This is a genomic window from Gelidibacter mesophilus DSM 14095 (assembly GCF_000423005.1).
In the GTDB taxonomy this organism is placed as follows: Bacteria; Bacteroidota; Bacteroidia; order Flavobacteriales; family Flavobacteriaceae; genus Gelidibacter; species Gelidibacter mesophilus.
Genome location: NZ_KE383968.1, coordinates 205,482 through 229,548 on the forward strand (window position 1 = coordinate 205,482; position 24,067 = coordinate 229,548).

At 36.5% G+C, this 24,067-nt stretch carries 21 protein-coding genes and 1 pseudogene; 10 read left to right on the plus strand and 12 right to left on the minus strand.

What is annotated here, in order from left to right:
* Nucleotides 1-586: 586 nt before the first annotated feature.
* The 8 genes and pseudogenes from G525_RS0118860 to G525_RS0118895 form a co-directional block, all read right to left on the minus strand.
* Nucleotides 587-995, minus strand: a pseudogene (locus G525_RS0118860) (glycerol acyltransferase); the annotation flags it as partial.
* A gap of 39 nt (nt 996-1,034) precedes the next feature.
* On the minus strand, nt 1,035-1,733 hold the full coding sequence (locus G525_RS0118865) for a hypothetical protein (RefSeq protein ID WP_169514465.1): 699 nt from the start codon (nt 1,731-1,733) through the stop codon (nt 1,035-1,037).
* Entirely contained in the window at nt 1,699-1,986 is a 288-nt protein-coding gene (locus G525_RS0118870) for a hypothetical protein (protein ID WP_027127528.1), read from the minus strand. The genes G525_RS0118865 and G525_RS0118870 overlap by 35 nt, the downstream gene beginning before the upstream one ends.
* The gene (locus tag G525_RS0118875; protein ID WP_027127529.1) at nt 1,971-2,372 is read right to left on the minus strand and encodes a hypothetical protein; all 402 of its coding nucleotides are present in this window, start codon (nt 2,370-2,372) and stop codon (nt 1,971-1,973) included. The genes G525_RS0118870 and G525_RS0118875 overlap by 16 nt, the downstream gene beginning before the upstream one ends.
* Nucleotides 2,373-2,614: 242 nt before the next feature.
* Nucleotides 2,615-2,998, minus strand: coding sequence for a hypothetical protein (locus G525_RS0118880; protein WP_027127530.1), 384 nt, complete (start codon nt 2,996-2,998; stop codon nt 2,615-2,617).
* 240 nt (nt 2,999-3,238) lie between these two features.
* Nucleotides 3,239-5,077 (minus strand): GNAT family N-acyltransferase, encoded by a 1,839-nt coding sequence (locus G525_RS0118885; RefSeq protein WP_027127531.1) that lies wholly within the window; start codon nt 5,075-5,077, stop codon nt 3,239-3,241.
* Nucleotides 5,078-5,166: 89 nt separating this feature from the next.
* Nucleotides 5,167-6,426: an aspartate kinase gene (locus G525_RS0118890; protein ID WP_027127532.1), complete on the minus strand. Its 1,260-nt coding sequence runs from the start codon at nt 6,424-6,426 to the stop codon at nt 5,167-5,169.
* The gene (locus G525_RS0118895) at nt 6,413-6,907 is read right to left on the minus strand and encodes a GNAT family N-acetyltransferase (RefSeq protein WP_027127533.1); all 495 of its coding nucleotides are present in this window, start codon (nt 6,905-6,907) and stop codon (nt 6,413-6,415) included. The genes G525_RS0118890 and G525_RS0118895 overlap by 14 nt, the downstream gene beginning before the upstream one ends.
* 121 nt (nt 6,908-7,028) lie before the next feature.
* Between G525_RS0118895 and fbp the strand changes: the two genes are divergently transcribed.
* On the plus strand, nt 7,029-8,036 hold the full coding sequence (fbp, locus tag G525_RS0118900; protein ID WP_027127534.1) for a class 1 fructose-bisphosphatase: 1,008 nt from the start codon (nt 7,029-7,031) through the stop codon (nt 8,034-8,036).
* Between the two features lie 515 nt (nt 8,037-8,551).
* On the opposite strand, the gene G525_RS0118905 is transcribed toward fbp, so the two are convergent.
* The gene (locus G525_RS0118905; RefSeq protein ID WP_027127535.1) at nt 8,552-9,685 is read right to left on the minus strand and encodes an ATP-binding protein; all 1,134 of its coding nucleotides are present in this window, start codon (nt 9,683-9,685) and stop codon (nt 8,552-8,554) included.
* A gap of 68 nt (nt 9,686-9,753) precedes the next feature.
* Nucleotides 9,754-10,506, minus strand: a complete 753-nt coding sequence (locus G525_RS0118910) for an SDR family NAD(P)-dependent oxidoreductase (protein WP_027127536.1) — start codon at nt 10,504-10,506, stop codon at nt 9,754-9,756.
* Nucleotides 10,507-10,917: 411 nt separating this feature from the next.
* Here G525_RS0118910 and G525_RS0118915 point away from each other — a divergent pair, with 411 nt between their 5' ends.
* The 9 genes from G525_RS0118915 (at nt 10,918) to G525_RS0118960 (ending at nt 21,165) form a co-directional block, all read left to right on the plus strand.
* Nucleotides 10,918-11,916 (plus strand): AAA family ATPase, encoded by a 999-nt coding sequence (locus tag G525_RS0118915; protein ID WP_425402527.1) that lies wholly within the window; start codon nt 10,918-10,920, stop codon nt 11,914-11,916.
* Between the two features lie 102 nt (nt 11,917-12,018).
* A complete protein-coding gene (locus G525_RS0118920) occupies nt 12,019-12,885 on the plus strand; it encodes a DUF58 domain-containing protein (protein ID WP_027127538.1) in 867 nt (288 codons plus the stop codon).
* Nucleotides 12,886-12,898: 13 nt separating this feature from the next.
* Nucleotides 12,899-14,554 carry a BatD family protein gene (locus G525_RS0118925; protein WP_027127539.1) on the plus strand — a complete coding sequence of 552 codons (1,656 nt, stop codon included), beginning with the start codon at nt 12,899-12,901 and terminating at the stop codon, nt 14,552-14,554.
* A complete protein-coding gene (locus G525_RS0118930; protein ID WP_027127540.1) occupies nt 14,554-15,558 on the plus strand; it encodes a vWA domain-containing protein in 1,005 nt (334 codons plus the stop codon). The genes G525_RS0118925 and G525_RS0118930 overlap by 1 nt, the downstream gene beginning before the upstream one ends.
* A 97-nt stretch (nt 15,559-15,655) precedes the next feature.
* The gene (locus G525_RS0118935; RefSeq protein ID WP_027127541.1) at nt 15,656-16,693 is read left to right on the plus strand and encodes a VWA domain-containing protein; all 1,038 of its coding nucleotides are present in this window, start codon (nt 15,656-15,658) and stop codon (nt 16,691-16,693) included.
* A 179-nt stretch (nt 16,694-16,872) separates the two neighbouring features.
* The gene (locus G525_RS0118945) at nt 16,873-17,679 is read left to right on the plus strand and encodes a tetratricopeptide repeat protein (protein ID WP_027127542.1); all 807 of its coding nucleotides are present in this window, start codon (nt 16,873-16,875) and stop codon (nt 17,677-17,679) included.
* A 42-nt stretch (nt 17,680-17,721) separates the two neighbouring features.
* Nucleotides 17,722-19,497, plus strand: a complete 1,776-nt coding sequence (locus tag G525_RS0118950; protein ID WP_027127543.1) for a BatD family protein — start codon at nt 17,722-17,724, stop codon at nt 19,495-19,497.
* Between the two features lies 1 nt (nt 19,498).
* Entirely contained in the window at nt 19,499-20,248 is a 750-nt protein-coding gene (locus G525_RS0118955) for a tetratricopeptide repeat protein (RefSeq protein ID WP_027127544.1), read from the plus strand.
* 290 nt (nt 20,249-20,538) lie between these two features.
* Entirely contained in the window at nt 20,539-21,165 is a 627-nt protein-coding gene (locus G525_RS0118960) for a carbonic anhydrase (protein WP_027127545.1), read from the plus strand.
* 76 nt (nt 21,166-21,241) lie between these two features.
* Here G525_RS0118960 and G525_RS0118965 read toward each other — a convergent pair whose 3' ends face one another.
* Both G525_RS0118965 and G525_RS0118970 read right to left on the minus strand, forming a co-directional pair.
* Nucleotides 21,242-21,877, minus strand: a complete 636-nt coding sequence (locus G525_RS0118965; RefSeq protein WP_027127546.1) for an HmuY family protein — start codon at nt 21,875-21,877, stop codon at nt 21,242-21,244.
* Between the two features lie 20 nt (nt 21,878-21,897).
* Nucleotides 21,898-23,979 (minus strand): TonB-dependent receptor plug domain-containing protein, encoded by a 2,082-nt coding sequence (locus G525_RS0118970; RefSeq protein ID WP_027127547.1) that lies wholly within the window; start codon nt 23,977-23,979, stop codon nt 21,898-21,900.
* Nucleotides 23,980-24,067 lie beyond the last annotated feature (88 nt).

Sequence of the window (24,067 nt, forward strand, 5' to 3'; positions counted from 1 at the left end):
AAATCCTGTTTCAACAATAATGGAACCTCAACAGCAACTGTATTTTCTTTTTCAAATGATTTAGCCAATGTCCAATCAATGGTTTCAGAAACACCAAACAATGCATAATCATTTAGTCCTGGATTATTTTCAAACCAAGATTTTGCTGATTGTACATGTTCTGTCTGGATTATTTCAACTGGCGCAATACTATCGGTTTCACAACTTGTAAAAAAATGGAAATGCCCAAGATTAAAACCCCAATTCTAAAAATAATTGTTAATGTACTTTTCATACTTTGCAAATTAGTGGTTAGATTATAAAGTAAATTGATTTTATTCCCTATGAATTAATAATCACTATAAATTATAGTAAAACTCAGAATTTCAACCAATTACTAACATTATAAATTTAGAAATTAAAAACCGATATAAATAGATTATAGAAGATAAATATAGTTGTTTTACCACTATATTTAATGGCTTTGGATAGCCTATCGATCTTAGAGACTACGGAAAAACCGTAACGCAATGAGTCATTATAAGCAAAATTTAACTTTTCGTTAACTTTTTAAAACGAACATTTTTGAAATAATGAGAATGCATTTCTAAACTTCAGGAGCATCCCCATTCTCCGCAAACTTTCGCTCCATTTCCGTCTGAAATTCTTCCATCACAGGTTTGACGGTGCTTTCTGGTAAGTCGGCTATTCTGATATACATTAAGCCATCTACGGCATTATTGAACAAGGGGTCAACGTTAAAGGCAATCAACTTGGCGTTTTGCTTGATGTGTTTTTTGATAAGTACAGGCAGACGCAGAGTGCCCAGTTCGAGCTCGTCAATAATCTTATCAAATTTCACCAAATCAGCTTCGGTTTCATCAAACAAAAAATCTTTGTCGGCATCTTTTAACTTGACCTTGAATTCCTTTTTAAGATTGCGTGATATAGGTATCATAGTAATTAGACTTCATGAACTCTATCATCAGCGATTTTGAAAAATCGGTAAACTTATCGAGGTAATTGTATTGGCTAATACATATTATAGTTAGCCTTTAATCCTCAACCTTCCGCCATGTGGTGACACTTCCATTTTTATTCTTAGCCGTAAAATATTTATTTCTTATTTTTTCAATTCGTATGGTATCTATCTGATTTCTAATTGGCTCACCTTCGCCAACTTTTTGCATAAAAACAGAAATATTATAGTTGTAATTTTTATCCAGTGAAAACTCATAAGATCTAAAACCAACGTTTGAAATTTTAACCTGCAAGTCAGTTCTATCTCTTTTTAAATTTATTATAGCAAAACCTTTTTCATTTGATGCCACCCCAGTGAAACCGTATTTTGACAAGCTATCTTTATAAACGACACTTACAGCAGGAAGCGGAACACTATCAAAATTAAAAGTATGGAATTGCAGATTAATAGAATCTTTAGAATTAATCCAAATTTCTGAAAAATGATAACCCGTTTTTATTGGTTCAGTTTTATTATAATTTAAAATAAGATGATTTTCAATAAATTGATATTCACCTTGACCATATTCAAACATTCCAGTGTCACCATTGTATTCATATCTGAAATTTTTTTCTGACTCAAATGTTAAACAATTTGAGAAATCATTCATATCATAATCAATACAATATGTACCACTAAAGATAGTTTGGGCGTTTAAACTGTAAAAAAGAGTTCCAGCCATAATAAATATGATTGTATTAACATTTCTTACCTTTGGCATTAGCGTTCCCATCTTGTTCATTTTTTAATATATTTTTGATTTTGTCCCTATCTGATTTATTAGGTACTAAAGCTTTAAAAGAATCTGTTTCAGCATTATTCCCTGTTGTATCTTGATAATAAAGCCCTCCAAATGCTATACTTCTATAATATCCCCAATTTAATACATCATTCCCACTTAAATCCTTCGTTTTAACACCACCACCACCATATTTCACATCCCAACTTACAAGGGAAATAGCCATAGCATCTACATACTGCCCCATAAATTCATGGTGAAATCTGTTTTTTCTATAGCTGTACCTTCGGGATTATATCCGTTATCTGTAGCGTATTTATCCATTTCATTTTTAAAATCCCAGTCATTTAAGGTAATGTAGTTGGCATATTTTACACCCAAATATGCATGAACCATTTCATGAACCATCGTCCTAGCTATTGATAAGTCTGTAGCTTTTTTTAAGTAATCATTACCAATGGTAATTGATGCTCCTATAGTACGACCATTAACATTTTTTTTTAAATTATCATTATTAATCGATAAATTAAATGTGTTGGAGTCATTAAACAGCTTCAATATAGACTCCGCAAAGGTTAAATTCACCTTTGAAGTTGGTTTCATTATTTCCTGCAACAAATCTTTCTTTATCATTTCAATTTCGAGCTGATTAAAAATAGCTTTCGCACATGAGTTAGTTAAATTGTTACGGACATCGTATGTAGTATTAGAAGATCCCCTACCTCCTCCATGATAAGGATAATTTGGTGAACCTTCGTCACGAATACCAGGCCCACCATCTAGGCAAAAAGTTATGCCTGTTCGTCGCGGCGGCCCTATGTTAAAAAGCTCAACTACTTCATAACAACCTATAGAGGGTGCTTTGGAATATACCTCTATGTCTCTTGTTTTGTCTTTTTCGCTAAGTATAACATTATTATAAGTATAACATTATTATTTGTGATGTTAGCAGCGTTGTCAATAACAACTATTCTACCAGAAAAGTCATTGGAGATATCGAAATAATTAAAATTATCAAGGTCATTTACAACTTTTGACTCCTGATTAAATGATGAAATACTAATGATAAAAGAAACTATCTCACTATCATTTTTTTTAATGAATACCAATCGATGTGTGGCATCAAGTAAATTGTTGGATTGATCAGTGACCAAATTGAAATCCTGTTTCAACAATAATGGAACCTCAACAGCAACTGTATTTTCTTTTTCAAATGATTTAGCCAATGTCCAATCAATGGTTTCAGAAACACCAAACAATGCATAATCATTTAGTTCTGGATTATTATCAAATCAATTACTTCCATTCTAAATTTAGAAATAAAAAATCAAATCATTTCGATTTTAGGAGATAGATTTCGGTATTTACCACTTGAAATAATGACTCTAAAAATCTTGTCATTCCTGAAAACGATGGCAAAACCGTAACGCAATGAGTCATTTAAGAGCAAAGTTTAACTTTTAAGGAAGATCAACTTTAGAAATACTGAGAGTAAATATTTAAACTTCCGGACCATCCCCATTCTCCGCAAACTTCCGTTCCATTTCGGCCTGAAATTCTTCCATAACTGGTTTTACGGTGCTTTCTGGTAAGTCGGCTATTCTGATGTACATTAAGCCGTCCACGGCATTATTGAACAAGGGGTCAACGTTAAAGGCAATCACCTTGGCGTTTTGCTTGATGTATTTTTTGATGAGTATAGGAAGGCGTAGTGTTCCCGGTTCGAGTTCGTCAATAATCCTATCGAATTTTACCAAATCGGCTTCTGTTTCATCAAAAAGAAAGTCCTTATCGGCATCCTTTAATTTTACTTTAAATTCCTTTTTAGGACGCACATATTGCGCAATATAAGGGTCGTAGTAATTGGATTTCATAAACTCAATCATTAACGATTTTGAGAAATTGGTAAATTTATCACTAATGGTTACACCACCAATCAAATACTTATGCTCCGGATAGCGCAACGTGGTGTGAACAATCCCTTTCCATAAGAGAAATAAAGGCATGGGTTTTAATTGGTATTCTTTGATGATGAAAGCGCGCCCCATTTCAATGGACTCGCTCATCATTTTATAGAGTTCAGGTTCAAAACGGAAGAGATCCTGAAGATAAAATCCGTCAATCCCATAAGCGGCAAATATTTTAGAGCCCAATCCCATACGGTAAGCTCCTGCCATTTTATGGGTTGCATTGTCCCATAAAAACATATGGTGGTAATAGTTGTCAAAATGATCTAAATCAATAGCTTCATTGGTGCCCTCACCCACCTCTCTGAAGGTGATTTCGCGCAAGCGCCCTATTTCCCTAAGAATATTGGGAATGCTTTTGGCTTCAGCAAAAAACACCTCGTAATTCTTACTTTCCAAAAGTCGGCCGTCATGGTCACGTAAAAAGTCCACTTCCTTCTTCATGCTCTCCATGCTTACAGGAGTCACTATATTTTTGACCGGCTTGGTCACTTTTAAGGAGGAGGATAAATTGCTGAGAATATTTCCTTTTGGATCAAAGGAATTGGCCAACATATAGGTTTTCTTTCTTAAAAACTCAGAGAACTCAGTAAGTCTAGTATGTTCTTTTTGATCTGCAACACATATTGGTCTTCCAATCCTTACTTTAATAAGGCGTCGCTTTTGGGTAAATATCTCAGAAGGTAATTTGGCGGTTCTGAACGTATCACTCAGTTTGGAGAGCTTATAAAAAAGCTGACTGTTTTTGGCATGGAAATAAATAGGCACCACAGGAACTTCTGCTTTTTGAACCAACTTCATGGCGGATTCTTCCCAAGGGCGGTCAACAACCAACTTACCATCTCTATAGGTCGAAACTTCACCTGCCGGAAAAATCCCTAGCGGATGTCCGTCGCGTAAGTGCGAAATGGCACTCTTAAACCCAGCAATACTGGATTTGACATCCTTTCGATCTTCAAAAGGATTAACGGGCATGATAAAAGGTTTCATCGGTTCAATACGATGTAAAAGAAAATTGGCAATGATTTTAAAGTCTTCGCGTTGCTCCAACATTAATTTGAGCAAAAGAATGCCGTCAATACCACCAAGCGGATGGTTGGAAACGGTAATATAGGCGCCGTCTTTGGGCAACCGTTTTAAATCTTCTTCTGGAATTTCAAATCGTATCTGCAAATCGTCCAAAATAGCATCCAAAAACGCTACATTCTTCAAATGTTTATTGCGGTCATAAACCTTATTAATCGCAGAGATCTTAAGGACTTTCATAAGCACCCAACCGCCGAACGTACCAAAAACACCATACTTATTAATATTTATGGCTTTTGCTACTTCTTTTGCATTTACTAATCCTTTTTCCTGCTGTTTGGTCATGGCTACAAACCTAATCATTTTTTTTAATAAATCTGTTTTGAGAACACGCTCAAAACGACAATTTAACGAACAATTATAGCTCTTAAATGCTATTGGGTAACCATTTGAACTGTTTCTTGAGTCAACTGCTTTAACAATATGGTTTTATCAATTTCCAATTGCGCTATCGCATCTGAATTATAGTGCCGTATGGTGTATAAGGACACGTTTTCATGGCAAGTAACCTTGAATTTCGCCTTGAGATGCTGCAATAAATTTGGCAAATTATTATAAATATTATCCACACATACTGAGAAACTGATGGCTGAATTTTGAATGACATCCACCTTCATTTTATACAGATGCAACAGCTTGAAAATTTCACTGATATTCTCTTCAACAATGTATGAAAAATCCAAGGAAGACAAGGAAATCAATACCTGTTGTTTTTTAACGATAAAACAAGGAATCATAGGGTCTATGCCATGGCCTTTCCCAACTCTTGTTCCCGCCTGCTCCGGATCTTGAAATGATTTCACAAATAAAGGTATTTCCTTTTGCTGCAATGGCTGCAAAGTTTTAGGATGAATTACGGAAGCCCCATAGAACGCCAATTCTATGGCTTCTCGATACGAGATTTTGTTGAGCAATTGGGCATTTTCAAAATAACGGGGGTCGGCATTCAATACGCCTGGAACGTCTTTCCAAATGGTCACATTTTCCGCATTAAGACTGTATGCAAAAATAGCGGCGGTATAATCGCTCCCCTCTCTACCCAAAGTGGTTGTAAAATTATTGTCATCGCTACCTAAAAAACCTTGTGTAATATTCAAAACACCACTCGTCATTTTAGAGTTGATGGCACGCTGAGAGGCTTCCCAATTCACATTGGCGCGGCGGTAGTAATTGTCAGTCTTGATGCACTCGCGCACGTCTAACCATTTGTTTCCAATCCCAACTAAATTTAGATATTCACTCACGATTAGTGTTGAAACCAGCTCGCCATATCCAATGGTCTGATCATATACAAAATTATAGTCTGGTGATTTATTCCGATCAAAAAAGCTTCGTAACTCATCAAATAAAGCCGCCACCTTTTTAAACACAGGATGGGCATCTTCATTATCAGTATCAAAAAGGTCTAATAAAATGGCATTATGGTATTTTTTGACATCTTGTAGGGAACTCTGTAATTCACTTTTGGTATTGAAATAATTCCCAACCACGGTTTCTAGGGCATTCGTGGTTTTTCCCATGGCAGAAATCACAATTAGGGTATTTTCAAAACCGACTTTTCTAAGGACACGTTCCAAATTTTTAACCCCTACGGCATCTTTAACTGATGCGCCTCCAAATTTAAATACGTGCATTATTTAATGTTGCTATATAATTCTTAATCCCTTCTTCATTCAAGTGCACCACATCCCAATCGCGCTTAACATCTGCACCTTTCTTTTCATAAAATGCAATGGCTGGTTCATTCCAATCTATGACTTCCCAACAAATACGTTTTACTCCCAATTGATGGCCATACAAAACAACTGCATCTAAAAGCGCTGTTCCCAAGCCACTGCCACGCATTTTTTGGCTGACAATCAAATCCTCCAAATGCAAAATCCTGCCTTTCCAAGTAGAATAACGGCTGTACACCAGGGCAATGCCTTCCACTTTATCTTCAACTTCGGCAACAAAACAATCAAACGCAGGATGATTTCCAAATCCGTCATTTTGTAAATCTGAAATTGTCACCTCTACTGCATCCGGTTCCTTTTCAAAAATTGCTAATTCTGTAATCAAATCAAGTACTTGCGGCATATCATCTCGAACTGCCTTTCTTATTTTGAAATTCATCATTTAAAAATTGGATTCAAATATAACCTAAACTCTAAAAATTAAAGTTATTAATATTGCACGAAAACGATGTAGTTGACTAAAAAAAGCGATATTTGCAAAAACAAAACCAAAACACAATATGTTTCGCAAGCATCAAACTTTAGGTGAATTTATTATTGAAAACCAAGCTTCTTTTAAATATTCTTCAGGTGAACTTTCCAGCCTTATCAACTCCATCAGACTTGCTGCAAAAGTAGTCAATTATGAAGTCAACAAAGCGGGATTGGTTGATATTATTGGTTCTGTAGGGGACAAAAACGTTCAAGGGGAAGACCAACAAAAATTGGATGTATATGCCAATGAAAAGTTCATCCAAACCATGACCAACCGAAATATTGTGTGTGGGATTGCCAGTGAAGAAGAAGACGATTTTATTGCCATCAATAGCCAAGATGAAAATTATCAGAATAAATATGTAGTTCTAATTGACCCTTTGGATGGCTCCTCAAATATTGATGTGAATGTATCCGTCGGTACCATTTTTTCGATTTACAGACGTGTCACCCCAATTGGAACTCCCGTAACCCTTGAAGATTTTCTTCAACCAGGAAATCAACAGGTAGCAGCTGGCTATGTGGTATATGGCACCTCAACCATGTTGGTTTACACCACTGGGGATGGGGTTAACGGATTCACACTTAACCCAGCCATTGGTACCTTCTATCTCTCGCATCCGGATATGAAATTCCCGGAAGATGGCCGTATTTATTCGGTCAATGAAGGCAACTATATCCACTTTCCGCAAGGCATAAAAAACTATATCAAATACTGTCAGATGGAGGAAGGAGATAGACCTTATACATCTCGGTATATAGGTTCTTTAGTCTCTGATTTTCATAGAAACATGATCAAGGGCGGTATTTATATCTATCCAAAGAGCTCTTTAAACGAAAAAGGAAAATTACGTTTGCTCTATGAATGTAATCCGATGGCTTTTTTAGCGGAACAGGCCAATGGAAAGGCCAGTGATGGTTTTCAACGTATTCTGGATATCGTACCTACAGAACTCCACGAACGTGTTCCTTTTATCTGTGGCAGCAAGAACATGGTGGAAAAATGTGAGGAGTTCGTACAAAATGCGAAATAAATTAAAATGGAACTTAGCGATAACAACTGCAAGACTCATTGAAATTCTAGACTAATTCATTAGCACCAAATTCCAAATTAACTTAGAAATAAAAATCTGCATGGTTGATTGAAATATACATCTCATTCAGTCAACCCTCATAAGCCATAAATCCAACTCTCTGACAAAATCCAAAAGCACTTGTCGACATCTATTTGTGAAATTCGTGTCTCAAAAAAGTAGCAACTAAAAACAGTAAATTCCAACGGCACTTTTCAAAAGTAATTCCTACCAATCCTTGAAAGTCGTCTCTATTAAAAAAACCTCGACAAAACACATCAAAAAAAAATCCTGCCTCAATGCCGAATTTTTATCGGGAGAGACAGGATTATATGTAATTGATTAATAGCACTGTAAAAATGCTGCTATTTTTTGAAACAACTCACAAAAAACTATAATTGGTCAATAAATCTATATGAATGGTAATAAAAGTTTAAAAAGTTCGACGAACGGCACGCTAAGAAAAAAATGAGAAGCTAACTGTATTTCACTTTTCGTAAAATGCGCAAGGTCTCTTTATAATTCTTATAAACCGTTTCACTGTAATCTTTTAAATACAATTTGGCTTCAATCAGTTTGTCAACGGCATCGTGAAACAAGTTCAAATAGCAAATGAGATAAGTTGCCGGCAAATTTTTTAAATCTTCTTCTTCATTGGTATTGAGCTTCAATCCCTTTTTAAGCTTCTCCAAAATGGCATTATTGGAATTATAAATGTGATGCAACACCTTTTTGTCATATTGAGGCGCCTCAAAAAGCAATTTGGTTTCAATATGATAGGTGGCATTATTACCAAAGGTAATATGCGTTTCTTCCAAAGGATAATAAGAGTAGGTGTTTTGAAGCCCTAGGCTTACATATTCTATAATTTTAAACGAATCTTCATTATAAGTAATGGTCACTTCATCCAAAGTTGAAAAAAACAGACGTACCTGCTCGTTGATAAGCTCAATATCCACCCGACTGTAAAACGTTTTATCCTGAATAATTTTTTTCTGTCCCGCCCAACATAACACAAAATACTCCTTAAAAACCTTGTATTTTGGATTGTAATCCTTTCGTTTGCCCAAAAAATCAAAAACCCCATCCAGTGTATGTTGGATATTGTTTTGAGAGTGATTTTCAATGGCCTCCACAATTTTAGAGTTGACATCCTTTATCTCAATATCGTAAACCTTGGGCATACTGATGCTTCCATCTCTAAAAAACACGGAGCCACCATAATATTTCCAAATATTTTTTCTTAATGAGGTCAAACCATCAATGGGTCTGATGGTCACCAAACCCACTACTTTATCATCTGGTAAATGTGGAAATGGAATATTTTCATATTGGACAATAGGCGGATTGGTCAAATAGGCATTGATCAAATTTTGAATCTTACTGTCATCAAAAAAGTCAACGCCCTTAATGCTATTGTCTTCATCTTCCACGCCAATAACGATATACGAATTGTTCTTTGGGTTGCTGTTGGACAAGGCACAGATGTGCTTTAAAAATTTTGCTTTTCCTTCTTTCTCGCCAATATCAACCTGCCGCTTCTTGTCATAAAAGCTGTTCTCATCATTGTGAGCTAAAAGATTTTTTATGAGAAGTCTTTTGTTGATCATGGCACATTCCTGCGAAGGCAGGAATCTTTTAATTTAATAGTTGAAATTCACTAATTAATTCAAAATAATCAGTTCGATTTTTTGATAATTGTTGACGACGCTTGGGCTGTAGGAAGCACCAACAAATCGGCAATATTCACATGTGCAGGTCTGGAAATAGCAAAATAGATGATTTCTGCAATGTCCTCAGATTGCAATGCTTTATAGCCCTTATAAACACTATCCGCAACGGCATCACCTTTAAAACGCACCTGGGAGAATTCAGTCTCTACCAATCCAGGATTGATGGCACCCACCTTAATTCCGTATGGATTTAAGTCTATTCGCATACCTTCCGTAATGGCAAGGACGGCATGCTTACTGGCACAATATACATTTCCTTTGGGGTAAACCTCTTTTCCTGCGGAAGATCCAATATTAATGATATGTCCCGATTGCCGCTCCGTCATCTGCGGGATGATGGCTTTGCTGATATAAAGCAAACCTTTTACATTGATGTCCATCATGGCATCCCAATCGTCTGTATCTCCAGTTTGGATAGGATCCAATCCGTGCGCATTCCCTGCATTATTGATTAAAATATCAATCTTCTTAAACTTCTCAGGGAGCGATGCAATAGCCTCAAAAGTGGCATCCTTATCACGAATGTCAAAGTTTAAAGTGTGCACATCGGTTATTTTTTCCAAGGCTTTTTTAATAGTGTCCAAACGCTCTTGACGCCGGCCACATAATATTAAATTCAGTCCTCGTTTTGCAAATTCGTGTGCTGTGGCACGTCCAATGCCACTTGTGGCACCTGTTATTAATGCTGTCTTTCTCATGTCATATGTTCCCGTGAAACGAGAATTTCTTTTTATGATGTTATTAAAATTGATTTCTATCAAGATCCATTTCTTTGATCTTACAAGAGATTTGCTCTCTTAAATCTAAAGGTCTACTGCCTTCTCAGAAATTGTTCGATAAAAATACTTAAAAGTGACCACTTAAGTCGTTATTCTCCTGAAATGATAACCTAGGGATTAAAAAAAAGGCTGGTCTAAACGGATTAAAAAAGATTAGAAAGCAGAATCATCAAAAAACATTTTCATTCCTTAAAATAATATTAAAAGTGTCAGGGTTACACTGATACGATTCAATTTTTAACCAATTATTAACAGCATTCCAATAAAAATTTTAACAATTTGCACTACTCAAAAATTCAGACCCTATTTGAGTCTAAAATAAATTCTATTATGATGGAAGATACAGTTGATATCAAGAGCATTAACGAGAAAATTGAAAGAGAAAGTGCTTTTGTTGACTTACTTACTTTTGAAATGAATAAAGTAATTGTTGGCCAAAAATATATGGTTGAACGTTTACTGATTGGATTGTTGGGACAGGGCCATATCTTGTTGGAAGGTGTGCCAGGTTTAGCAAAAACATTGGCAATTAACACTTTGTCCCAAGCTATTGAAGCCAGTTTTAGCAGGATTCAATTTACGCCAGACTTACTACCTGCCGATGTTGTGGGTACATTGATCTATAATATGAAAGTGAACGATTTCACTATCAAAAAAGGTCCAATTTTTGCAAATTTCGTGCTTGCTGACGAGATTAATAGAGCTCCTGCTAAAGTACAATCGGCTTTATTAGAGGCCATGCAGGAAAAACAAGTGACCATTGGTGATGAAACCTTTAAACTTGACAGACCGTTTTTGGTTATGGCTACCCAAAACCCTATTGAACAAGAAGGTACTTACCCTCTCCCTGAAGCTCAAATTGACCGTTTTATGCTGAAAACGGTTATTGATTACCCTAAAATTGACGAAGAGCAACTTATTATCCGTTCTAACCTTAAAGGGTCTTATGAAAAGGTAAATGCTGTTGTTTCTACAGATCAAATTTTAAGAGCACAAGAAACCGTCCGTGAAGTCTATATGGACGAGAAAATTGAAAAATACATTCTTGATATCATTTTTGCAACCCGATATCCTGAGAAATATAAGCTTGCCGATTTAAAACCATTGATTTCATTTGGTGCATCACCACGTGGTAGTATCAACTTAGCGATTGCCGCTAAATGCTATGCCTTTATCAAACGACGTGGCTATGTCATTCCTGAAGATGTTCGTGCCGTTGTACATGATGTATTGCGCCATAGAATTGGAATTACTTACGAAGCCGAAGCTGAAAATGTTACTTCTGTTGATATCATCAACAAAATTGTTAATCAAATTGAAGTACCATAAATTAGTCCGCAGTGTTCAGATGGAGTTGGCAGTATAGTGCAACTTAATTCTGAATCACAACGACTAAAAACTGAAGACTGCCAACTGCAGACTCAAAAAAAAATGGATACAAAAGAGCTTTTAAAAAAAGTACGCAAAATAGAGATTAAGACGCGCCGCTTGTCTAATCATATCTTTGGAGGGGAATACCATTCTACCTTTAAAGGACGTGGTATGACTTTTAGTGAAGTGCGCCAATATCAATATGGTGATGATGTGCGTAATATTGATTGGAACGTTACGGCACGTTACAATGAACCTCATATCAAGATTTTTGAGGAGGAACGCGAATTGACCATGATGCTAATGGTTGATATTTCAGGTTCTGAATGGTTTGGTACTGAGGAACAGTTCAAAAATGATGTGATTACTGAAATAGCAGCTACCTTAGCGTTTTCAGCCACTCAAAACAACGATAAGATTGGTTTGATTCTATTTACCGATGCCATCGAATTATACATTCCACCTAAAAAAGGCCGATTTCATGTGCTGCGGATTATACGCGAGCTGATTGAGTTTAAGCCAAAAAGTAGGAAAACGGACATCACGCAAGCTTTAAAATTTCTCTCTGGAGTAATGAAAAAGAAGGCAATCGTTTTTATGCTTTCTGATTTTATGGCGGACGATTATAAGCAAACGCTCAAAATCGCCGCAAACAAACACGATGTTACTGGCATTAGAGTATATGATAAACGTGAAGAAAACATCCCTAATTTGGGAGTTGTTCAGATGCAGGATCAGGAAACAGGCGAATACATGTTGGTCAATACCTCTTCCAAAAAAATCAGAACAGATTACGGTAAGTATTATAACGAACGTGTTCACTATTTCAAGGAAACATTCACCAAATCAGGTGCCGGTGTTATTGATTGTCGCGTGGACGAGAGCTACGTCACAAAATTATTAGGCTATTTTAAACGCCGAGGGTAACGAATTACGATTTATGAATCACGATTTTCGACATATTACTATTAGAACTTCACGCTTCAAGCTTCAAGCTTCAAGCGTTCTTTGCATTTCCTTTTTTCTTTTCTCTCTCTTTTCATTTTCCCAAGTAAAATCATCTATCGATTCTACAAAAATCAAAATTGGAGAGCAGATTACCTATAAAATTGAAGTAGAGTCCGACTCGACGGATTTGGTTGTTTTTCCGGAAGGCCAATCTTTTACGCCTTTGGAAATGATAGAATCCTATAAAACGGATACCACTATCAACAACACAAAATACAACCTCATCAAAAAATACGGCTTGACCCAGTTTGACTCTGGCAGCTATACTATTCCCAGACAGAAAATCATTATAGGTACCAAAGAGTATTTTACCGATTCTTTAAAGGTTGAAGTCAATAATATTCTTGTCGATTCCACAAAACAAGGGCTTTATGATATTAAGCCTTTTATAGAAGTCGAAAAAAGTAGTAGCAATTGGTGGAAAAACGCATTAATCATCATTGTTATTCTTGCGTTGGTTGCCTTTTTAATGTATTGGTTTATTTGGCGTAAAAAGCCATTGACTGAAGAAGAGAAAATTGCACTGCTTCCACCTTATGAGCGCGCCAAAATGGCCTTAAAAAAATTGGATGAATCTGATTATTTACAGCAGGCCCAACTTAAAGGGTATTATTCTGAGTTGACTTTTATCATAAGACGGTATTTAGATGAAAAAGTTTACGATCGAGCTTTGGAAAGTACTACGGATGAGTTGATTTACCGTTTAAATTTACTCAAGGATGGCAATCAAATTGAGCTGAGCAAAGATGATATCCGAAATATTGAAACCATTTTAAAGCGCGCCGATTTAGTGAAATTTGCCAAGTCTGCACCTGATGTTGAATTGGCCAAGATTGACAGAAACACTATTGATCTTGAGATTGATAACGTTAAACAGGCCCTACCTGAACCTACAGAGGAAGAGAAGTTACTCAATCAGCAATATAAAGAAGAAGCGGCACGTAAAAAGAAACGTCGTAAAATACTTATTACAGTAGTGGCTACTGTATTTTTGTTAATCGCAACGTTTATAGGTTTCTCAATAAAATATGGTTTTGACTACGTAAAAGATACCATTATTGGTAATGACAGTAAGGAACTGTTGGAAGGTAACTGGGTCACCAGTGATTATGGAATCCCTCCAATTTACATTACCACACCAGCCGTTTTAGAGCGTGTTGAATCCAAATCTATTGATACAATAGCCAATGCCAAAACAACGGCGTTCGGTTATGGCACACTTTTGAGTTCCTTGAACATAATGGTGAGTACGTCAAAATTGAATATCCCTGATTCTACAGAAATTGATTTGAATCTTGCCATTCAAGGCGGTCTCGCTATGTTGGAGAAAAATAATGTAAAGGACATCATTACCAAAAGAGAGAAATTTGTCACACCAAATGCGGCCGAAGGCCTGAAAGTATATGGAACGGCTTCGTTCCCTGTCGTTTTAACCGATCAATACCGTAAAGGTAAATACGTTTTTCTGGCATTTACGACAAAGAATATTTTACAGACCATTGTTTTGGTTTGGGATGCAGAAGATCAATATGCAGAAGACATTATGGAACGTGTTTTAAATTCTGTGGAACTTAAAAAAGTAGAATGATGTTGCAAGGAATTGAATTTTTAAATAAAGAGTTCTTTTGGCTGTTTCTACTGCTACCGTTGCTCATTATATGGTATGTGTTCAAACACAAAAAACAAACAGCAGAACTGAAGATGTCTACCATAAAAGGGTTTAAAATCACCCAATCGTGGTTGCCAAAAACAAGACATCTCTTATTTGTTTTAAGACTTTTGGCAATTGCTTTGGTAATTACCGCTTTAGCGCGACCAAGAACTGTAGATGTATCTACCAAAACAAAAACCACAAGAGGGATTGATATTGTCATCTCCATTGATGTTTCTGCAAGTATGTTGGCCAAGGATTTGTTGCCAAACAGGCTGGAAGCTTTGAAAAAAGTAGCTTCAGAATTTATAAAAAGCAGACCCAATGACCGTATTGGTATTGTGGAATATGCAGGAGAAGCCTATACCAAAACGCCAATTACCAGTGACAAAGCCATTGTATTGCGGGCGCTCAACGACATTAAATACAATACCGTTATTGAAGGCGGAACAGCCATTGGCTCAGGTTTGGCAACGGCGGTTAACCGAATTAAAGACAGTAAAGCAAAAAGCAAAGTGGTTATTTTATTGACCGATGGTGTTAATAATTCTGGTTTTATCGACCCAAAAACGGCCAGTGAGCTTGCTGTTGCCTATGATATTAAAGTATACACTATTGGCATTGGAACTAATGGCATGGCCTTATCTCCTGTCGGTTTTTTACCAAATGGCAATTTCAGATATGAGCGCCAACCCGTCGAAATTGATGAGGAATTAATGAAAAACATTGCCAAAGTAACTGGAGGAAAATATTTTAGAGCCGATAACAACAAGAAGTTGGAAGCTATTTATGATGAAATCAATAAGTTGGAAAAAACAGAAGTAGAAGAGTTTAAATATTCTCAATACGAAGAAAAGTACCGTCCTTTAATATGGTTGGCTTTTGGATTATTGCTTTTGGAATTTTTATTGCGCTCTACGCTCTTTAGAAGTTTTAATTAGAATTAAGTTAGTACACTTATAACAAGAGGAAATAAAACATATTTGTGTATTCGCAATTATTAACTGGGACGTGAATACCAAACACTGAATACTAAACATGTATCAATTAGAAGAAAAAATATGGTTTTGGGGATTAATGGTCATCCCATTGATCATACTTATATTTTTGCTGTTGCAATGGTGGAAACATCGTATGCAGCGCAAATTTGCGAGCAAACCCTTGTTGAAGAAATTGAGTCCAAATACGTCGCTTTTTAAATCCATCTTAAAAGTTATCGTACTTTCCCTCGCTTTTGCATGTTTGGTTATGGCATTGGTCAATCCTAAGTTAGGAACAAAGCTCGAAACTGTAAAACGCGAAGGTGTAGATATTGTGTTTGCCGTTGATGTCTCAAAAAGTATGCTGGCAGAGGATATTGCTCCCAATCGCTTGGAGAAGTCAAAACAATTGGTGACTCAAATCCTCAACAATTTAGCGAGTGATCGGGTTGGAATCATCGCCTATGCCGGAAAGGCATTTCCACAACTTCCAATAACAACAGATTATGCTTCAGCAAAAATGTTTCTTCAAAGCATGAATACTGATATGCTCTCCTCACAGGGTACCGCCATTCATGAGGCGATTAATTTGGCTAGAGACTATTATGATGACGACCAAGACACCAATAGAATTCTTATCATCATATCTGATGGTGAAGATCATGGGGAACTCGCTACAGATGTCGCAAAAGAAGCTTACGAAGAAGGTATCCGAATCTTTACAATTGGTGTTGGCGATGTAAAAGGTGGTCCCATTCCTGAGAAACGCAATGGCGTTATCGTAAATTACAAGAAAGACAAAAATGGTGAAACCGTAGTGACACGGTTAGATGAAAATACCTTAAAAACTATTGCTGATGTCGCCCATGGCTCTTATATCAATGGAAAAAATACCACAAAAGTAGTGGAGCACATGCGAGATGTTTTAAACAAAATGGACAAAACTGAATTTGAAGCCAAACAATTTGCCGATTTTGAATCGCAATTTCAATGGTTCTTAGGCGCGGCTATTTTCTTTTTATTGATTGATGTCCTGTTGTTGGAAAGACGTACCTCATGGTTAAAACGTTTGAATTTATTCAATGAAAATTTTTAATTCGCATAATTTTAAATTAACACTTTTAAAGGCTCAGAACGTCGTTGCTCACAAAAAACCGGAGTGTTTTAGAGATATTACGGTTAAAAGAACGTTAAAGATGCCGTTTTGCCTCATATTTTAAGATAACATTATAAGGGGCATGTTGTTTGATTATTTAGATTTATAAATTATTTGCAATGAGAACATTACTAGTCATATTTTTAACATTAACGGGATTGCTTTCTTTTTCTCAGGATAAGGAGAGTGAGAAGGAACAGTTGCTGACTTTAAAGAAGGCCAATGATTTGGTTTATGACGCCAATGCACTTATGGAGAGCGACAATTTTATTTCGGCTGAAAAAGAATATCGCAAGGCTATCTCCGAGCAACCAACTTCAGTTGCTGGCACCTATAATCTGGGCAATTCTTATTACAAAAAAGGCAATTTCGAAGAAGCTTTATACAGACAGCAACAAGCAGCAAAAAACGCAACGGATAAAGCAGACAAGCACAAGGCGTTCCATAATATTGGAAATATTTTAATGAAAAACAAACAATGTAAAGAAGCCGTTGAAGCCTACAAAAGTGCACTTCGGAATAATCCCTCTGATGATGAGACCCGATACAATCTTGGTTTAGCAAAAGAATGTGCAGAGCAGCAAAAAGACGATCAGCCTGACGAAAATCAAGATAAGGACGAAAATAAAGATCAAGAAGACGATAAGGATAAAGATAAAAACCAAGAGGATCAGGATAAAAAAGATAATAAGGACGAAAAAGATCAGGATAAGAAAGATGGTGATGACAAAAAAGACGATGGCAAGCCGAAAGATGAAAAAGGAAAGGATGAAAATCAAGAACAAAAACCGCAGCCTGGAAAATTATCCCCTCAACAAATAAATAACTTATTGGAAGCCATGAACAATCAAGAACAGAAAGTTCAGGAAAAAGTAAACGCTGACAAACAAAAAGGAGTTAAAGTTAAAACTGATAAAGACTGGTAGAAAAAGAAATTAGCAGTTGGCAGTAAACAGTTGGTAGTAAAGATGAAATTAAAAGCATACATATCATTATTTTTATTTGTAGCAAGTACAAGTTTTGTTGCGGCCCAAGTGAAGTTTGAGGCCAAAGTAAGCAAGACCAAACTTGGAATCAATGAACGTTTGCGTGTAGACTTTGAAATGAATACGGACGGTGATAATTTTAATCCACCTAATTTCAATGATTTCACGGTAGTTGGTGGACCAAATCAGTCTGTAAGCCATTCTTGGGTGAATGGTGTGCGTTCGTTTTCAAAAACATACAGTTACTTTCTAGCCCCAAAAAAGACTGGCAACATCACTATTGCCCAAGCCACGATAGAAATTGAAGGCGAGGTTTACAAAACATCACCAGTAACCGTTCAAATTACCTCAGCAGTAAGTAGGCCAAATGATCCGGACGATGTTGAAAATGTCGCTGACGACAACCTTCATCTCATTGCTGAAATATCAAAAGGAAATCCATACCTCAACGAGGCCATAACTGTAGTTTATAAATTATATGTTTCTCCAGATATTGGCGTGAGTAATTTTAGAGAAATTGACAGTCCTAAATACAGTGATTTTTGGAGTCAAAATGTAGATCTTAAAGGAAATAAAATACAAAACGGACAATTTCAAGGACGAGATTACCGCTACTTGGTGATAAGAAAAACGGTATTATATCCTCAAAAATCAGGAAAACTTGAGATTGAACCTCTAAGTTTAGACATCACCGTGGAAGTTCCAACAAATAAGCGGGATTTTTTTGGGGGACGTATGATGTCGCAAGTCCATAAAACAGTATCTGCGGGAAGTAAGACATTACAGGTCAAAGCATTACCTGAACAAGGTAAACCAGAAAGTTTTACTGGTGCTGTCGGTGATTTTGATTTCAAATTGACCGCTTCTAAAACCGATTTAAATGCCACGGAATCCTTGCAGGCCCGTTTAGAAGTCACTGGAAATGGCAACTTAAAACTGTTCCAATTACCTAAACTGACCTTACCAAGTTCTTTGGAGGTTTATGAACCCGAGCATACAGAAAATATCAGAACAAGTCTAGATGGGATGCAAGGTGGAATTGCGGATAGTTATACGATTGTTCCACAGTTCAAAGGTAAATATCCTATTCAAGATGTAGAGTTCTCCTATTTCGATTTAAAGACTGAAAAATATAAAACGATTTCCTCAGGACAACTCATAATCAACGTCCTTGATGGCCCAACTAACAGCACCAGTACGGATGCCAATTTAGCCACAACTGGCGAAGGAAAACAACGCGTTGTCATGAACAACGATCAATTTGCTTTCGTTAAAAGTGAGGCTAATCTTGAACCTATTATATCTGAGCCTTTCTTAAACTCTACGTGGTACTGGAGTTCTTTGTTATTGCCGCTTATGGCCATCCCAATGGCGATGGTATTCCGTAAGAAAAAAGCTGAGCGTCGAGCGGATGTTAAGGGGAATAAAATTCGAAAGGCCGACAAACTTGCGAAAAAATATTTGGGAGAAGCCAAAAAATCTTTAGGTCAAAAAGAAGCATTTTATATAGCACTTGAAAAAGCCCTTCATAATTATTTGAAAGCTAAATTACATATTGAGACCAGCGATTTGAGCAAGGACCGTATTGAAGAATTACTTTTAAAACGACAAGTGGAGCCATCAGTGATGAGCGACTTCCTGACCATTTTGGACAGTTGTGAGTTAGCACGATATACGCCATTTTCCGAAGTAACCATGCAACATGATTATGACAAGGCGGCCAAAACAATTTCAGTCATTGATAAACAGATTAGATAAGATGAAGCATTTTATTTACATACTGACCATATTAATCGGCACCATAGCGTTTGGTCAAAATGAAACACTTTTTGAGCAAGGAAATGACTTTTATAATAAAGGCGATTTTGAAGATGCCATTTCAAAATACGAAAGCATTCTTAAATCTGGAGACCATTCTGCGGCATTGTACTTTAATTTAGCCAATGCCCATTATAAACTCAACCATATTGCACCAAGCATTTATTATTACGAAAAGGCATTAATACTGTCGCCAAATGATAAAGAAATACAAAACAATATTGCATTTGCACGTAATATGACCATTGACGCCATTGATCAAACTCCAGAAATTGGATTTGCTAAGTTCTCAAAAAACATCACCAATTGGCTCACTTTTGACAACTGGGCTAAATTGTCTGTTCTATTGATGATACTTTTTGTAGTGTTCTACCTGGTTTACTATTTTAATTATGGCGCTACAAAAAAACGATTGGCCTTCATTACCGCAATGACTTTTTTAATCTTGGCTTGTTGTGCCGTGGCCTTGGCGTTCAATAACTATAATCTTATAGAAAAGGATCATCCCGCCATAGTTTTCGCCAAAGAAAGTCAAGTAAAAAGCGAACCTAACCTCAGAAGCTCTGAATCTTTTAAACTTCATGAAGGGACTAAAGTTCAAATTTTGGATACCGTCCAAAATTGGAAAAAAATTAAACTTGCAGATGGCAAAACAGGCTGGATACCTACTGAGGCCATCAAGGCGCTTTAGTATTTTTAAGTTTACATCTTTATAAGCCATGTGCTTCAAAAGAATGAAACTTTCACGCTTTTGAGATATTTATTTCTGCAATGTACAAACATTCAAATCCATAAATTTAAAACGCTATCCTATTGTGATACAATACGTTTGTAATTTCATTTTATACCGATCACCTTTTATACACACAGGACAATCTCTACATTATTCAATTTTTGATTCTACAAAAGCTAATTATTTACTACTTTTAAAGCGTGAATTCCATAACTAAAAAGGAAACTCCAAGATAAAATCTAATCAAAATGGATTTAAATAAAGTATTTGCAAACAATAAAACTTGGATCAAGGAAAGACTGAGGTCAGATCCTAATTTCTTTGAAACTTTAAGCAAAGGACAAAACCCTGAATTATTATTTATAGGATGTTCTGATAGCCGTGTTGCGGCAGAAGAACTTATGGGCTTAGGTCCTGGAGAGGTTTTTGTACACCGTAATATTGCCAATATGGTTATTAGTATTGACCTTAATGTCATGTCCGTAGTCAATTATGCAGTCAATCAGTTACAAGTTAAAGATGTCATTGTTTGCGGTCACTATGCTTGTGGGGGTGTGAAAGCGGCAATGCAGTCTGAAGACCTGGGGATTTTAAACCCTTGGCTTCGTAATATTCGCGACGTCTATCGCATCCATCGCAATAAATTGAATGCGATAGAAGATGAAGAAAAGCGCTATGACCGGTTGGTAGAGCTCAATGTTCAGGAACAATGTGTCAATTTGATCAAAACGGCTGCCGTTCAAAAAGCAAATAGAGATCGAGGCTTAAAGGTACACGGTTGGGTATTTGATGTTAAAACTGGCAGGCTGATCGATTTGAAAATTGATTTCGATAAATACCTCAGTAAGATTATGGAGATTTATCATTTGGAATAAAAATAAAACGCCACTTCACTGGGATCAATATCCAAGAAGTGGCGTTTTCATTATGGGGATAGTAAATTTCTAAATACTAGAAAGTAGTCACTCCCTCGTTTGGTTGATAGACGAAGTTAAATGTGTAAAACTGAGAATTACTCATATCTTCATTGGCTTCCCCATTTTCATAATAACTCAAAATTTCTAGTTTTGCATAGCGACCATCATGTGTCTTAACCACAATAATTTTTCCAGCGATAGGCGCAATTATATGTGTTGTGGGATTGTAGCTATACCATCCCTGTCCCGACACTGCCGGTATTGCCAAACCGTTTGACGCACTGTCCGAAACCAATAATGACGGATCTACCGATGTAACACTGGTTAAAGTTCCTGAAGCAATATATGCGGCTGCGATAGCTGTTCTGACCGGCTGATCAGTTGTAGTGGCTTCTCCCCCATTAACGATAATTGTGGAACCTCTAAAGGCGATATCCCAGTCATCTCCGGTTGTAGTGGCTCCCTTATCAAATGAAAACTTGATAAAATCTCCAGTTATTGTTGGAGGATTTGTGGTATAATCTGCACTTTGTACGGCTTTTAAATTAGTAATGGATTGTGACTCTACTTCTTTTTTGGGAGTTGAGGCGTCATCATCACTGCTACATGATGCAAATCCGATAAATAGGACTGCTAGGGCTAAAATTTTAATTGTTTTAATTGTTGTCATAGTGTTTATATATATAATTATTAAAAGTGAATGTTCAATTTTCCGTAAATAATACGTCCAGCAATATTGCTGATGTTCTGTGTGTCAGTAAATCCAAATAAGTTATCGATTCCGAAGCCTAACCGATAGTTTTGAAGAATGGTTTTGTTAATGGCGAAATCCCAAATAGCATAACCATCAACAAAGTCATCATAGGTATCCAAATAGTCGTTCCCGTTTGTATCGTAAAGCCCATATTTACTGCGGTAAGTACCACGAATATTCGCATCTAAATCCCATTGCGGTAAGTCATAAAAAACTTTTATATTACCCATGTGACGCGAGCGGTTGTAGAGTCCAAAATAATCGCTTTTCCCCAATTGAAATGCTGATGAACTGGGCGTTTTCCTGGCGTATATCTCCCCATTATCAAAAGCCTTTTCAGCCGCTTTATCTTTCGCATATAACAATTGATATCCTGCCGATAATTTTAATTGATTGCTTACTTTATAGTGAGCATTAATTTCTAATCCTTGAGTGTAAACCTCGTGAACATTGTAATAGGTAAATACATTTTGACCATTGGTTTTGTTCGCAATAACGCGGGTGTCAATCAAATCATCAATATTATTTCTAAACACATTGAGGTTCAATTTCAAGGAAGACAAAGGGTTATAGTCGGCACCAATATTAATACCAATGGAGTTTTCTGGATTCAAATCATTTTCAAAATCAGTAAGGGGCACCAATACATTGGCAATTTGCCCTTCGGCTTGCATTTCAGGAAGCTTTGTGATTACGGCGTTGTAGCCCAAGATGGTATACCCGACCGTGGCATTGGAAAAATCAAAATATAATTGTCTAAAATCAGGTGCCTTAAATCCATAACCTACAGAACCTTTTACAGCTAGTTTTTCAGAAAGTTTATAACGAAGCGCCGCTTTTGGACTGAATTGTGAATCATACTCACTATGGCTATCAAAACGGGCTCCTAAAATCACATTAAGCTTATCGGTAGGATTGTAATCGTATTGCAAATAAGCATAAGGCGTATTGAATTTTGGACTTGCGGCGAAATCGGTTCGGGTCAAGGTTTCAACATTCCAACCTAATCCACCAATAAAAGCGCTCTTTTTACTTGGATTGTAAATCCCTCTAATTTCGGGCCTGACCAATAACTGGTTAAAATCACTCTCACTAAATCGGGAAGCATCTGGATTATTCAAAAACTCATCTGCCTTATAGCGCGTGGCATAAAATTCAAAGTAACTACTCCATTTATCACTATAGGTATGGCTCAGTTTTAAATGGGTGTTCCATTCATCAATTTCACTTTCCCCTTTTAACTCCTCAGAGGCGACGTAATCTTGTTGTTGTGTATAATATCTTCCGGATACAAATAAGGACGTATTCTCTGTAAAATCATAGTCGAGTTTTGTGTTTAACGTGTAACTTTTATAAGCCTCTACAGTATTTGTGATATCGCTCTCATTCAAGTCATAGCCATCGCTTCTAAAATTATTTAGAAAAGCATTGACCGCCAATTTATTCTTTTTATAACCGATGTTGGCACCGGTATCATAGGTTTCAAAAGTCCCTATCCTCGAATAAATGTTCCCATTAAAACCATATTTTGGATGCTCTGTGATGATATTTATGACGCCGCCAAGAGCCTCACTTCCATATAAACTTGACGATGCCCCTTTAACAATTTCTATTTGTTTGATATTTCCAACGGTAATTCGGCTCACATCCAAAGTACCCGCAGAACGACCAATTAACGGCACGCCATCAATTAAGATGAGCGTGTATTGAGAATCCAAGCCTTGGAGCTGAATCCCTTCGCCCCCACCAAAATCTGGAACGGTGATCAGTCCGGTTTGTTCATTTAAAATATCACCTAAACGCAAGGAGTTAACGCGTTGTATTTCCTTTTTTGAAACTAAATGGGCAGGAAGCGGTAATGATGACAATTGCCTATGAGTGCGCGTGGCACTTATGATCACCTCTTCTAAATGTTCAACTTTTGTGGTATCCTGAGGAGTCGGTATTTCTTGCGAAAAACCAAGCGCAGTAAAGAAAGTAAGAAAAAAGATGGCAATATTGTTTTTATTTAGACCCATTCTATATAAATTTGCTGCAAATATATATGCTTATTTTAATTGAATCTAAATAAGCTTAATAAAAATTTCAATTAAAAAAAACCAAAAC